Here is a 13,567-nt window from a genome sequence, read left to right on the forward strand (position 1 = left end):
CTCCCAGGAGCCTCCACTCCCATGGAAGAAGACCCTGCACTCGCCATCGAACGCGCCTACCTCCTGCAAGCCCGTGCGGCCCTGCGCCGCATGCACTCCGAAGTCGTCAACCTCGACACCCCGCTGATCGGCGGCGAGGACAACGACGAACGGTTCACCAACGAGGCCTACCAGCGGGACCGTTGGATCCGCGCCCAGGCACTCGTCGACCTCCCCGACGTCCCCTTGTTCTTCGGCCGGCTCGACTACGAGCACGGCACCGTCGAGGAGTCCGACCGGCTCTACATCGGCCGCCGCCATGTGATCGACGACAGGGGCATGCCGCTGGTCATCGACTGGCGGGCCCGGGTCTCCGTTCCCTTCTATCGAGCCACCCGCACGGACCGCCAGCACGTGCTGCTGCGCCGGCGGTACGGCTACTCCGACGCCGCCGAGCTGACCGGCTTCGAGGACGAGCCGCTGACCGACGGCTCCGTTCCCGCCGACGGCGAGGCGTACCTGCGGGCGGAGATCGAACGGCCTCGTACCGGCCCGATGCGCGACATCGTCGCGACGATCCAGCCCGAGCAGGACGACCTGGTCCGCGCACCGCTGCACCCGTCGATCTGCGTGCAGGGCGCGCCCGGTACCGGCAAGACCGCGATCGGCCTGCACCGGATCGCGTACCTGCTCTACACCGAACGCGAGCGGCTCGGCCGCGGCGACGGCGTCGTGATCGTCGGGCCGAACAAGTCGTTCCTCTCCTACATCCGCAAGGTCCTGCCGGCGCTGGGTGAGGTGAACGTCAAGCAGTCGACGATCGACGAGGTGATCGCGCCCTATCGGGTGCTGCATCCGGAGTCCGGCCCTGCCCCGCGGGTGAAGGGCGACGCGCGGATGGCCGCGGTGCTGCGCCGGGCGGTGTGGCTGAACGTCGGCACGCCGTCGGAGGGGATCCTCTACGCGAAGGGCTCGATGCGGTACCGCGTCCATGCCGACCAGGTCATCGACATCGTCGCCGCGCTGCACCAGAGCGCGACGAGGTACGAGCCGGCGCGGGCAGCGCTCCCGCAACGGCTGGCGCACGCCGTCCTGGTGAAGATGGAGGAACGCGGCGAGATCACCGACGACCGGACGCAGAACGCGGCCGCGCGCTCGAAGCCGGTCAAGGACGTCGTGACCGCGGTCTGGCCGAAGCTCACGCCGGAGCTCGTCCTGCACCGATTGCTGTCGGACGCCTCGTTCCTCGCCTCGGCCGCCGACGGCGTGCTCTCCGCCGAGGAGCAGACCGACCTGCTGTGGGCGAAGGCGCCGCGGTCGGTGAAGTCGGTGAAGTGGACCGAGGCGGACTCCGTTCTGCTGGACGAGCTCGCCGACCTGCTCGAGCACCAGCCGACCGCCCTGGGCCATCTCGTGGTGGACGAGGCGCAGGACCTGTCGGCGATGCAGCTGCGGGCACTGTCGCGGCGGTGCCGGAACGGGTCGGTCACCGTGCTCGGCGACCTCGCGCAGGCGACCACGCCATGGGCTCCGTTGTCGTGGGCGGACGTGCTGGGACACCTGGGCATCGCCGACGCGACGCTGGTCGAGCTGGACCGGGGCTTCCGGGTGCCGGCGCAGATCATCGACTTCGCCTCCAGGCTGCTGCCGACGATCGCGCCGACGCTGGCCCGGACCCGCAGCGTCCGGTCGATGCCCGACGCGCTGCAGGTGGTGGCGACGGGGTCGGACGACTTCGCCGCGCGGCTCGCTTCGGCCTGCCGTTCGGCGCTCGCCGGCGAGGGCTCGGTCGCGCTGATCGCCGCGGACGAGGACATCGCCTCGTTCCGGAAGGCCTTGCTGGCTTCAGGATTGGAGTCGGCGATGCTCGGCGAGACCGAGGACGCGATGGAGTCCGCACGGCTCGTCTGCGTCCCCGCCCGCCTGGCCAAGGGCCTCGAGTTCGACGGCGTCGTCGTCGCCGAGCCAGCCCACATCGTCGCCGCCGAGCCGCGCGGCCTGCACCGGTTGTACGTCGTGCTCACGCGAGCCGTCTCCACGCTGCACGTGGTGCACTCGACCCCGCTGCCGGAAGCACTCGCCAGCTAGGTCCGACACAGCGCGTGGTCGATGAGCGCGGCGCTGCTCTGGTACTGCTCGATCGGAGGCACGCCGGGTCCGAGCAGGCTCGCGATCGCGACCGACGCGCTCGCGCGGCCGTCGGAGGTGACCGCGTTGTCCGACAGGGAATTCCACACCCCGCCGGCGTGGAACCAGACCCAGTCGCCGCAGTCCAGCTTCCGCTTCATCAGGCCGAGGCCGTACCGAGCGTCCTTCCAGACCTGCTGGTACTGCCCCGCCGGAACTGTCTGCTCAGTCATCTGCTTCAGCTCGGCGGGGCGAAGCAGCTTGCCGCCCAGCAGCGCGCGGAAGAAGCGACCGACGTCGTCGGTGGTGCTGATCATCGAGCTGTCCGGGTGGCCGGCGGCGTACTCGGAGATGTCGGTCAGTGGGCCGTCCGGACTCAGCCGCTTGTACACCGACAGCCTCGGCTCCGGCAGGTTCGCGGACGTGCCCGGGATCAGGGTGTGCCGCAGGCCGAGCGGCTCGATGATGCGCTGGTGGACCTCCTGCTGCCACGGGTTGCCGGTCACCTTCTCGATGACCATCCCGGCCAGGACGTAGTTGGTGTTGGAGTACGACCAGCCCTCCACCGGCTCCTGCCGCATCGCCATGGCGACGAGCTCCTCGGGCTCGTACGTACGGAAGCGTTCCGCGCGCCACCCCTCCGGCGTCGTTACCTGCTCCAGTGCCACGCCGTCGTACTCCGGGATTCCGCTGGTGTGCTGGAGGAGCTGCCGGATGCTGATCTCGCGGCCGTCCATGCCGTCGCCCCGCACCAGACCGGGCAACCACCGCTCCACCTTGTCGTCCAGGGAGAGCCTGCCCTCGCCCACCAGCTGCAATACGACCGTCGCCACGAACGGCTTGGTGGTACTGGCGATCCGGAAGTACGCGTCCCAGGGCACCGGCTGCTTGGTACGGAGGTCGGCGACGCCGCTGCGCGCGCGTTGCCGCCCCTCGGGGGTGGTCACCGAGGCCAGCACGCCGCTGGCCTCCGTGGCCAGGACCGCGTCGGCGTCACGCTGCAACTGCTTCGGTCTGTCGCCTCGATCGTCCACAGTCTGTGCCGCCGCCCCTCCGCTCAGTCCCGCGGCCACGACGGCCCCCGCCGCGACGACCGCGACGCCGGACCGCCAGTTCTTCCTGATAGTCGCACGAAAGCCCATGCGTCCGACCCTCGCAGCGACCGGCCACCGCTGACCATCGGGGATGTTCCCCCGCCCTCCCCTGGCCCGACCCGCACTTCGTGCGCATGATGGAGCATGATTCCGGACCGGGTACGTGCGGCCGTCGACCTCGTCGATCCCCAACCAGGCGAGCGGATTCTCGAGCTCGGCGGCGGGCCTGGCGTCTCCGCCGGCCTCGTCTGCGCACGGCTCGGCGACGGGCAGCTGCTGGCCGTCGACCGGTCGGCGGTCGCCGTTCAGCGGACCGAGGCGCGAAACGCCGAGCACCTCGCCGCCGGCCGGCTGGTCGTCCGCCAGGCATCGCTCGAAGAGCTGGACCTGCCGGCTGCGAGCCTGGACAAGGCGTTCTGCCTGAACGTCAACCTGTTCTGGACGCGCGACCCCGCCCACGAGGTCGCGATCCTCCGCGCGGCCCTCAAGCCCCAAGGCACGTTGCACGTTCTCTACGGCACCGACGGCCCCAGCTCGGCCGATCGCGTCACCGCGCCCATCACCGCGGCGCTGCGTGCCGGCGGCTTCGAGACCGAGCCGGTCCGCACCGAGCACTGCATGGGTGTCAGGGCATGGTGAGCACGCCGACGCCACGGATGCGGCCGGCGCGCAGGTCGGCCAGGGCGGCGTCGGCGCGCGCGAACGGGTACGGCGACACCTCCACGCGCAACGGGTGGATCGCGGCCAGCGACATGAACTCGTTCCCGTCCTGCCGCGTATTCGCCGTTACCGACCGCACGTCGCGCTCCTGGAACAGCTGCCGGTCGTAGTCCAGGGGCGGGATCTCCGACAGGTAGATCCCCGCGATCGACAACGTCCCGCCCCGCCCGAGCGCCTCCAAGGCCACCGGCACCAACGACCCCGCCGGCGCGAAGATGATCGCCGCGTCCAACGGCTCCGGCGGCCGGTCGGTCGAGTCGCCGACCCACGACGCGCCGAGGTCGCGCGCCAGCGCCCGCGCCGCGGCGGACCGGGTCAGCACGTTCACCTCGGCACCCCGCGCCAGCGCGACCTGCGCTGTGAGGTGCGCGGACGCGCCGAACCCGTAGATCCCCAGCCGGCCACCCGGCGGCAGCTCCGAGCGCCGCAGCGCGCGGTAGCCGATGATGCCCGCGCACAGGAACGGCGCCAGCTCTTCGTCGGAGTAGTTGGACGGCAGCTGGTAGGCGTAGGCGGCCGGCACCGTCACGTACTCCGCGTACCCGCCATCGGCGTCCCACCCCGTGTAGACCGACGAGGGGCAGAGATTCTCCTTGCCCCGCAGGCAGAACACGCACGCGCCACAGGTCCGCCGCAGCCACGGGACGCCGTAGCGGACGCCTGGCACGTACGTCGGCGGCACCTTCGATCCCGAGGCCACGAGCTCGCCGACCACCTGATGGCCCGGCACGACCGGCGACTTGTGCGGTGGCAGGTCGCCGTCGAGCACGTGCAGGTCCGTACGGCAGACGCCCGAGGCGACCACGCGCAACAACAGCTCGTCCGGCGCCGGAGCCGGCACGGGCAGCTCCACCAGCTCGAGCTCCCCCGGCGCCTTCACCACCCACGCCCGCATCGCCTCAGGTTTGGCAGCTGCCACGTCTGACAAGGTACGGGTCATGGCCACGTTCCGCCTCTGGGCGCCGCTCGCGACGGACACCGTCACCGTGCACCTCGGTCCGGTGACCGTGCCGATGGAGCGGCACAACCGCGGGTGGTGGACCGCGGAGGTGTCCGATGCCGGTCAGGGCACGCGTTATGCGTTCTCCGTCGACGAAGGTCCGGCTCGTCCCGATCCGCGTTCGCGCTGGCAGCCGGACGGCGTGCACGCGCCGAGCGCTGTGTACGAGCACTCCCTGTTCGCGTGGACCGACGACGCGTGGCGGGGCGTCGGGCTGGCCGGCGCCGTGGCGTACGAGGTCCATGTCGGCACGTTCACCGCGTCAGGAACGTTCGACGCCGCGATCGAACGCCTCGACCACCTCGTCTCGCTCGGGGTGACGCTGGTCGAGCTGATGCCGGTCGCCGCGTTCGACGGCGTCCACGGCTGGGGGTACGACGGCGTCGCGCTGTTCGCGCCGCACGAACCGTACGGCGGCCCCGACGGGCTGAAGCGCCTCGTCGACGCCTGCCACGCGCGCGGGCTCGGCGTGTGCCTCGACGTCGTCTACAACCACCTCGGGCCGAGCGGCAACTACCTCGCGGAGTTCGGGCCGTACTTCACCGACAAGCACTCGACGCCGTGGGGATCCGCGGTCAACCTGGACGACGCCGGCTCCGACGAGGTGCGGCGCTTCGTGATCGACAACGCGCTCGGCTGGTACCGCGACTTCCACGTCGACGCGCTCCGGGTGGACGCCGTCCACGCGCTGCACGACGAGCGCGCGGTGCACATCCTGGAGGTGCTGTCGGAGGAGATCGACGCCACCGCTGCCGCGCTTGGGCGACCGTTGTGGCTGATCGCCGAGAGCGACCGGAACGACCCGCGGACGGTGACGCCGCGCGAGGCGGGCGGGTACGGCGTGCACGGGCAGTGGGACGACGACGTCCACCATGCGCTGCACGCTCTGGTGACCGGCGAGCGGGACGGGTACTACTGCGACTTCGGATCCCTTGCCTGCTTGGCAAAAGTGCTGTCGTCGGCGTTCTTCCACGACGGGACCTGGTCGGCCTACCGGGACCGTACTCACGGCCGGCCGGTGGATCGGGAGCGGACCGCCGGGTGGCGGTTCGTCGCCTCTGTGCAGAACCACGACCAGATCGGCAACCGGGCTGCTGGCGACCGGTTGTCCGTCGATGAGTTGGCGATCGGCGCCGCGTTGATCTTGACGAGCCCGTACACGCCGATGCTGTTCATGGGCGAGGAGTGGGGCGCTGCGACGCCGTGGCAGTTCTTCACCGACTTCCCCGATCCGGAGCTGGCGGCCTCGGTGCGGACGGGGCGGCGGCGGGAGTTCGAGCCGTACGGCTGGAAGCCTTCGGAGGTGCCCGATCCCGGCGACCCGGCGACGTTCGAACGGTCGAAGCTGGACTGGTCGGAGCCCGCTCGGGCACCGCACGACGCGTTGCTGCGCTGGTACCGGGACCTGATCCAGCTGCGCCGCACCGAGCCGGACCTCGCCGATCCACGGCTGGATCGGGTCGACGTGTCGTACGACGAGGCCGCCGGGTGGCTGGTGGTCGCGCGGGGGAGGTTCCGGGTGGTGCTCAACGTGGCCGAGGACGCCCAAGACGTCCCGCTGACCGGGTCGGTCGTGCTCGCGTGGCGGCCGGACGACACGAAGGCCGGGAACGGAGTGGTCTCCGTGCCCGGCCGTTCGGTGGCTGTTGTCCGCTAGGCGGGCATCTTGGGCCCGAGCCAAGTGCCGCCGCTGACGTCGACCGTCGCACCGGTGATCATGCTGGCCTCGTCGGAGGCGAGGAAGGCGACGACGTTCGCGATCTCGTCCGGCTGGCCGATCCGCCCAAGCGCCGTCACGCTGGCGACGGCCACCAGGAGAAGATCGGATGATCCGGCGGGAACAGGTGCGAGGTCCACGAAGCAGACCTCCGACGTTTCACGTCCAGCGACCTCGACCGCCAACCGCATTCCTCCAGCCACACCGACGACGCCTCGGCGAACGGCAGGTCCCGAACGTCCACCAGAGCTGAGGCCGACCCGTCAGCCGCCAGGACCTCAACAGGTCCGAGGACGCAGAACAGCACGCGCTGATTATGCAGTCGGTATGTCGTTCCGGTGTCCTCATGTGGTCAGCCGTGTAAACATCGGAGCTATTGCGGGATCGTACGGAAAATAGGATCGTGGATCGAGGATGAACTGATCCAACCCCTCGGAGGTCTGCGATGGCGGGAGACGTGACGTGGCAGACCTCCGCGCCGCTGCCCCGTCGACAGAATCTCGCCGACGGCGTCTATGAGGCGCTCAAAGAGCTCATCATGGACGGCAACCTGGACCACGGCTCGCGAGTGAACCTCGACGAGGCCGCCCGGCAGCTCGGCGTCTCGCAGTCTCCGCTGCGTGAGGCGCTGGTCAGGCTGGAAGCGGTCGGCCTGGTCACCAAGGAACCGTTCCGCGGCTACTCCACGACTCCCCTGTTCAGCAAGGAGGAGCTGTACGACCTGTTCGAGTTCCGCTTCGTCGTCGAGCCGTGGGCGGCAGCCCGCGCGGCCGAACGCATCACGCCCGAGGGCGTCGCGGCGTTGAAGGCCGAACTGGCCACCTGCCCGAAGGCACCGACCGGGCAGTACTACCAGAGCTACCGCGGCCTGTCCGCGCACGACGAACGCCTGCACGACCTGATCCAGTCCTTGTCCGGCAACGACCACATGCGGCGCGCCCTGGCCAGGACGCACTGTCATCTGCACATTTTGCGGCTGCGGTATCGCGGGGGTATGGGAACGGCAGCCCTGCGCGAACACAGACAGCTCGTCGCCGCGATCGCGTCGGGTGACGCCAAGACCGCCGAGGCGGCCATGTGCGCACACCTCGAGGCCTCGCGCGACCGGCTGTTGCCCGTCTACGACGACCCGACCGACCGCTAACGCCGACACAGCGACAAAGCCGCACCAGACAACGGAGAAACGCACGCGGGTGGAGCGTGGCGTACCTCAGTGCGCCCTCGTGCCAGACCAGAAGAAGGGAGCGGAGTAGCGACCATGACGACAGTTACTGCGGTCAAGGAACCCAAACAGGACAAGGCGTTCAACGTCGTCAACTACTTCGTCCTGACGATCTTCCTGCTGGTCGTGCTCTATCCCCTGGTGTTCATCATCAGCGCCTCGATCAGCTCGCCGATCGCGGTGTCGAGCGGCGAGGTCTGGTTGTGGCCGGTCGACATCACGTTCAACGGCTACCAGGCGGTGATCGAGTACCGCACGATCGTCTCCGGCTTCCTCAACTCGCTGTTCTACGCGGGCGTCGGCACGATCATCAACGTCACGTTGACGCTGCTCGCCGCGTACCCGCTGGCCCGCCGTGACCTCTACGGCCGGAACGTGCTGATGTTCTTCTTCGCGTTCACGATGCTGTTCGGCGGCGGCCTCATCCCCACCTACCTCGTCGTCAAGGACCTCGGCCTCCTCGACACCCGCTGGGCGCTGATTCTCCCTACGGCCATGGGTGTCTGGAACATGATCATCACCCGCACCTTTTACCAGGTGACGATCCCGAACGAGCTGCACGAGGCCGCCCGGCTCGACGGCTGCGACGACTTCAACTTCTTCTGGCGGGTCGTCGTCCCGCTGTCGAAACCGATCATCGCGGTGAACGCGCTGCTGTACGCGGTCGGCCACTGGAACCAGTTCTTCAACGCGTTGATCTACCTCACCGACCAGACGTTGTTCCCCTTACAGCTGGTCCTGCGCGAGATCGTCATCCAGAACCGCATCGACCCCGGCGCGATGGTCGACGCGAGCGAGCTCGCCAGACGCCAGGAGCTTCGCGACCTGCTGAAGTATTGCCTGATCGTGATCGCACTGATACCGCCCTTGATCGCGTATCCCTTTGTGCAGAAGCACTTCGTCAAGGGGATCATGATCGGCTCGTTGAAGGGATGAGGACATGGCGACCCTGACGAAAGAGCGCCGGCCTCAGACCCGTCGAAGCGGTTCGGGCCGGGACCGAGGCGTCCGCCGAGCCAAGCGCGCGGCGATCGGCCGGCAGATCAAGCACAACTGGCAGCTGTACGTCATGCTGATCCTGCCGGTCGCGTACATGATCGTCTTCCACTACTGGCCGATGTATGGCGTGCAGATCGCGTTCCGGAACTTCAACCCCATCGACGGAATCTCCGCGAGCCCGTGGGTCGGGCTGCAGCACTTCGAGCGGTTCATCAACGCGTACCAGTTCTGGCCGCTGATCGAGAACACCGTGTTCCTGCATGTGTACGAGCTGGTCGTGCGGTTCCCGTTGCCGATCATCCTCGCGCTCGCGCTCAACCACGTTCGGGTGCGCTGGTTCAGGGCCTCCGTGCAGATGATCACGTACGCACCGCACTTCATCTCCACTGTCGTCGTGGTTGGCATCCTGTTCCTGCTCCTCGACCCGCGCACCGGGCTGCTCAACAACCTGATGAGCCTCGTCGGCATCGAGGGCGTCAACTTCATGGGCGACCCGGGCATGTTCCGGCACGTGTACGTGTGGTCCAGCGCGTGGCAGAGCATGGGCTTCTCCGCGATCATCTACCTCGCCGCGCTCTCGAGCGTTCCGCAGGAGCTCCACGAGGCGGCGGTCGTCGACGGCGCCACGAAACTTCAACGTATGTGGCACATCGACCTCCCGAGCATCATGCCGATCGCCGTCATCCTGCTCATTCTCGACATCGGTTCGATCCTCAGCGTCGGCTTCGAGAAGGTGCTGCTGATGCAGACGCCGCTGAACATGGGAACGGCCGAGGTCATCGACACCTACGTTTACAAGGTCGGGATCGCGTCTCAGGTCCCGCAGATCTCGTACGCGGCCGCCATCGGGTTGTTCCGCGCGGTGATCGGGCTCGTCCTGCTCGTGATCGCCAACCAGATCGCCCGCCGTCTCGCCAAGACAAGCCTCTGGTGAGGAACCTCGTAGCAGGAAGGAAAGGACGATGACGCAGGACAACACGCACGGGGCTCAGTCACCTGGCCGAGCGCGATCACGTCGCGAGTTCGTACTCGGCGCCTTGGGCATCGGCTTGGCCGCCACCGCCGGCAGCAGCCTGCTGGCCGCCTGTTCCGGCGGCAAGGGCAGCGGCGGGTCCGGTGCGGCTCCGGTCGCGGACGCCGCCGCGGTCAAGGGCGGCCCGAAGACCACACCGTTGAAGGGCGTCATCTACCCCGACGGGTACATCGGCCCGATGGCGTCCGAGAAGGGCAAGCTCGTCGTCGGGGAAGAGAAGGTCACGCTCAAGATCGTGGTCCCGAAGGACAAGGAGACCGCGGACTGGAACAACAACCAGTTCTCGAAGTGGTACGAGGAACGCACCGGCGTGCACGCCGAGTTCCAATCCGTCGGCATCGAGGACCAGTGGCCGGAGACGATGGCCAAGGTCAACGCGATGATCACTGCCGGCGAGATCCCCGACGTCTTCATGAACATCCAGTTCTCCAACTCCCAGCTCATGCTGTACGGCCAGCAAGGGCTGTTCCTCCCGCTGGAGAAGTACATCGCCGACTACGGCGTGGAGATCAAGCGCGTCTACAAGGACTACCCGGACACCGAGAAGGTCATCACGGCGCCGGACGGACACATCTACTCGATGCCGTACGTCAACGACTGCTACCACTGCAAGGCCGGCGGCCAGCGGATGTGGGTCTACAAGCCGTGGCTGGACAAGCTCGGGCTCAAGATGCCGGAGACGCTCGACGAGTTCCGCGACATGCTCATCGCGTTCAAGACGCGCGACCCGAACGGCAACGGCAAGAACGACGAAGCGCCGTTGATGGCGGACTCGGAGACGTTCCTCACGAACTACTTCATGGGCTCGTTCATGTACATCCCGTTCACCGGCACGAACGCGCGTGACCCCTGGTTGGTGGTCGGCGACGACGGCAAGGTCCAGTTCGTCGCGAACAGGGACGAGTGGCGCGCGGGGCTGCGCTACATCGCCGGCCTCTACAAGGAAGGCCTGATCGCGAAGGAGAGCTTCACCCAGAACGGCGACCAGCTGCGGCGCGTCGGCGACAAGAAGGGCGACCGGATCCTCGGCGCGGTCCGCGCGTTCTACTGGGGCTCGTTCCTCACCATCGACGACGACTCCCCCGACGCCCCGTGGCGCGACTACGTCTGTGTCCCGACGCTCAAGGGGCCGTCCGGAACGCAGATCTCGACGTGGGACTACTACGCGCCGTGGGCCAACGGCCGGTTCGTCGTCACCAACGCCTGCAAGAACCCCGCGGTGGCGGTGATGTGGGCCGACGGGCAGTACGAGCTCGAGACCCAGATGCGCTCGTACAGCGGCGTGAAGGACAAGACCTGGCGCTGGGCGAAGCAGGGCGAGATGGGCATCAGCGGCAAGCAGGCGCTCTGGACCACGATCGGCACCTGGTCGGAGCTGCCCGACGGTACGTGGTGGGGTCAGAACGGCACGAACTACCGGTCCAACGACTACCGGCTCGGTGAGGTCGTCGACCCGAAGAACCCCACGTTCGAGCAGCCGCTGTACACCAACAGCCGGGACAACTACTTCCCGCACAAGCAGGCGCAGGAGCTGCAGCTGCCGCCGGTCTATCTGAACGAGGACCAGGCCGCGACCGCGGCGGAGATCGCGACGAACCTCAACAGCCACATCAACGCGAGCACCGCGCAGTTCATCATCGGCAGCCTGAACGTCGAGGACGACACGGTCTGGACGAAGTACGTCGACACGATCGAGCAGATCGGTCTGGAGTCGTACCTGCAGACGTATCAGGAGGCCCTGGACGCGTACAACAAGTAAAGATTGCCCGAACTGGCCCCCACGGTCGTGGTCGGTCCCTAGCCTGTAGCCATCCGGTGGACACGGGGTACGGGACGCACCGGCTACCACCGTGGGGGCACGTTCGCGATGATCGATCCCATTCAGGTCCTGTGGTCGCCTGCCGGCCTGTCGATGCCGTCGCTGGGCGCACGCGCGCTCGTCGACGTCACCGACGGGGACACCCCGAACATCCGGATGCCGATCCGGATGCTGTCGGTGGACACGCCGGAGGTGACGGCTCGTACGCCCGACGGGGCGGCGAAGGTCGACAAGAAGTTCCTGCAGCTCGCGGAGTGGATGCGCGAACGCCCTGCGGACGTGCCCATCTCCGCTCGGCTGTCGAAGGTGCTGGAGCCCAAGCTGGCCACGGGATCGGCGGGGACCCTGCACTTCACGCAGGGGAAGTCGGCCTCGGCGTTCGAGCACGAGAACATCGACAAGCGGCTGCGCAAGGATCCGCCGAACGAGGACGAGAAGCGCAACCTGTTCATCCGGATCGCCGACGCCCCGTTCGACAACAACAACCGACTGCTCGCCTACATCGCTCCGAACTACTCGACGACCGAGCTGGCGAAGCTCACGCGAGCGCAGCGCGGCACGTTCAACCTGGACCTGATCGCCGCCGGCTGGGCCGCGCCGTTCATCCTCTACCCCTCGATCCCGGGCGAGCTGGACCTGCCGCTGTTCCTGGAGGCGGCCGCCGCGGCGGTGAAGGGCAAGAAGGGGATCTGGAGCGACAAGAACACCCTGCTGGCGTACGAGTACCGCGCGATGGAGAAGCTGTTCTCCATTGCCAAGAAGGGGATCGAGGACGGCAAGCCGGTGACGGGCGCGGCCCGATACGGCTGGCGCGAACGGTACTGCGCCGACCTGCGGACCCGGGTGCTGCACGGGCCGGAGGACTACATCGACGTCCCGCCGGTGTACCGCCTGTGGATCTGGCCCGCCGACGTGCAGACCGCGATCGGCACCCTCAACCTCACCCCCGCCCCGAGACTGGTCAGCGCCGACTAGGCCTTGGCCTGCATGCCGCCGAGCAGGATCTTCGCGAGCTCGGCCGCGTAGTCGCGCGGATCGAGCTCGGGATGCTGATCGAGGTGCGCGAGCATGACGTCGATCGAGCCCTGGTAGGTGACGGCCATGACAGCGTTCCGTTGATCGGTGCGCTCAAGCTCGTGGTGTTGATCGTCCTCGCCGAGGTGAGCAGTCAGCTCTACTTCCGGCGCAAGGGCGGACCGTACCTGCCGGGGTGGCGCATGAGCGGGCGTACCTACGTCGTCACCGGCTCGGCGTCGGGCATCGGCGCCGCGACCGCGTCGATCCTTCGCGACCTCGGTGGCCAGGTCGTCGGCTGCGACCTGTCTGCGCCCCTTGCTGGGCGCGCGGCGACGCCCCCCCCCCCGAGCCGTCGCCGTGTCCTCGACCTCCTCGCTCGCACCCGCGGACGAACGGGTCCTGCAAGCCTGTGCGGACGGCGACGAAGCCAAGGCGATCGCCTTGGTGGACGCCGATCCCGCACTGCGCGCTGCTGCTTACGGCATTGCCAAGCGAGCACTGAACGGGTGGGTACGACGATCCGCCCCGACACCGGGATGGGCCGGCGCCGGCATCGCGCTCAACGCGGTCGCTTCCGGCGTGGAGGACACTCCGGCCGCCGCCTGGATCCTCGCCGACGACGAGGTACGCGAGTCCGTCGAGGCAGCCGCACCACAACCGTTCGGCGGCTTTCCGGGCCAACCGGAGTGGGTCGGTCATCTCATCGGCTGGCTGGCGAGCCCGGAGAACCGCTTCGTCACTGGTCAGGTGATCTTCGCCGACGGCGGCGCCGAAGCCGCCCTGCTCGGCGACCGCCAGTGGCGGTGATCATGTACGTGATCGTGAAGCCAGACTGGTGAT

The 13,567-nt window shown here is 68.3% G+C and carries 13 protein-coding genes; 9 read left to right on the top strand and 4 right to left on the bottom strand.

Features of this window, described 5'->3' with window-relative positions; genetic code table 11:
• Positions 1–21 precede the first annotated feature (21 nt).
• Positions 22–2,067 (top strand): HelD family protein, encoded by a 2,046-nt coding sequence (locus JOD67_RS25170; RefSeq protein WP_205120160.1) that lies wholly within the window; start codon positions 22–24, stop codon positions 2,065–2,067.
• Here the strand turns inward: JOD67_RS25170 and JOD67_RS25175 are convergent.
• On the bottom strand, positions 2,064–3,248 hold the full coding sequence (locus JOD67_RS25175; protein WP_205120161.1) for a serine hydrolase domain-containing protein: 1,185 nt from the start codon (positions 3,246–3,248) through the stop codon (positions 2,064–2,066). The two genes, JOD67_RS25170 and JOD67_RS25175, sit on opposite strands and share 4 nt — an antisense overlap.
• Positions 3,249–3,344: 96 nt before the next feature.
• On the opposite strand from JOD67_RS25175, the gene JOD67_RS25180 reads away from it, so the two are divergent.
• The gene (locus JOD67_RS25180) at positions 3,345–3,839 is read left to right on the top strand and encodes a class I SAM-dependent methyltransferase (RefSeq protein ID WP_205120162.1); all 495 of its coding nucleotides are present in this window, start codon (positions 3,345–3,347) and stop codon (positions 3,837–3,839) included.
• Here the strand turns inward: JOD67_RS25180 and JOD67_RS25185 are convergent.
• Positions 3,826–4,839 (bottom strand): zinc-dependent alcohol dehydrogenase family protein, encoded by a 1,014-nt coding sequence (locus JOD67_RS25185; protein ID WP_307782544.1) that lies wholly within the window; start codon positions 4,837–4,839, stop codon positions 3,826–3,828. The two genes, JOD67_RS25180 and JOD67_RS25185, sit on opposite strands and share 14 nt — an antisense overlap.
• 19 nt (positions 4,840–4,858) lie before the next feature.
• On the opposite strand from JOD67_RS25185, the gene treZ reads away from it, so the two are divergent.
• Positions 4,859–6,577 carry a malto-oligosyltrehalose trehalohydrolase gene (gene treZ, locus JOD67_RS25190; protein WP_205120163.1) on the top strand — a complete coding sequence of 573 codons (1,719 nt, stop codon included), beginning with the start codon at positions 4,859–4,861 and terminating at the stop codon, positions 6,575–6,577.
• On the opposite strand, the gene JOD67_RS25195 is transcribed toward treZ, so the two are convergent.
• Positions 6,574–6,822: an SDR family oxidoreductase gene (locus JOD67_RS25195; protein ID WP_239554037.1), complete on the bottom strand. Its 249-nt coding sequence runs from the start codon at positions 6,820–6,822 to the stop codon at positions 6,574–6,576. The two genes, treZ and JOD67_RS25195, sit on opposite strands and share 4 nt — an antisense overlap.
• A 260-nt stretch (positions 6,823–7,082) precedes the next feature.
• Between JOD67_RS25195 and JOD67_RS25200 the strand changes: the two genes are divergently transcribed.
• The 5 genes from JOD67_RS25200 to JOD67_RS25220 all read left to right on the top strand — a co-directional run bounded on the left by JOD67_RS25200 (position 7,083) and on the right by JOD67_RS25220 (position 12,685).
• Positions 7,083–7,781 (top strand): GntR family transcriptional regulator, encoded by a 699-nt coding sequence (locus JOD67_RS25200; protein WP_205120164.1) that lies wholly within the window; start codon positions 7,083–7,085, stop codon positions 7,779–7,781.
• A gap of 114 nt (positions 7,782–7,895) precedes the next feature.
• Entirely contained in the window at positions 7,896–8,795 is a 900-nt protein-coding gene (locus JOD67_RS25205; RefSeq protein ID WP_205120165.1) for a carbohydrate ABC transporter permease, read from the top strand.
• A 4-nt stretch (positions 8,796–8,799) separates the two neighbouring features.
• Positions 8,800–9,792, top strand: coding sequence for an ABC transporter permease (locus JOD67_RS25210; RefSeq protein ID WP_205120166.1), 993 nt, complete (start codon positions 8,800–8,802; stop codon positions 9,790–9,792).
• 28 nt (positions 9,793–9,820) lie between these two features.
• Positions 9,821–11,650, top strand: a complete 1,830-nt coding sequence (locus JOD67_RS25215; RefSeq protein WP_205120167.1) for a type 2 periplasmic-binding domain-containing protein — start codon at positions 9,821–9,823, stop codon at positions 11,648–11,650.
• 108 nt (positions 11,651–11,758) lie between these two features.
• Positions 11,759–12,685, top strand: coding sequence for a thermonuclease family protein (locus tag JOD67_RS25220; RefSeq protein WP_205120168.1), 927 nt, complete (start codon positions 11,759–11,761; stop codon positions 12,683–12,685).
• On the opposite strand, the gene JOD67_RS41340 is transcribed toward JOD67_RS25220, so the two are convergent.
• Entirely contained in the window at positions 12,682–12,813 is a 132-nt protein-coding gene (locus tag JOD67_RS41340) for a hypothetical protein (protein ID WP_275577175.1), read from the bottom strand. The two genes, JOD67_RS25220 and JOD67_RS41340, sit on opposite strands and share 4 nt — an antisense overlap.
• Before the next feature lie 271 nt (positions 12,814–13,084).
• Between JOD67_RS41340 and JOD67_RS25225 the strand changes: the two genes are divergently transcribed.
• Positions 13,085–13,534 (top strand): SDR family oxidoreductase, encoded by a 450-nt coding sequence (locus JOD67_RS25225; RefSeq protein ID WP_205120169.1) that lies wholly within the window; start codon positions 13,085–13,087, stop codon positions 13,532–13,534.
• Positions 13,535–13,567: the final 33 nt, after the last annotated feature.

Origin of the sequence: Tenggerimyces flavus (assembly GCF_016907715.1) — a bacterium.
GTDB lineage: Bacteria > Actinomycetota > Actinomycetes > Propionibacteriales > Actinopolymorphaceae > Tenggerimyces > Tenggerimyces flavus.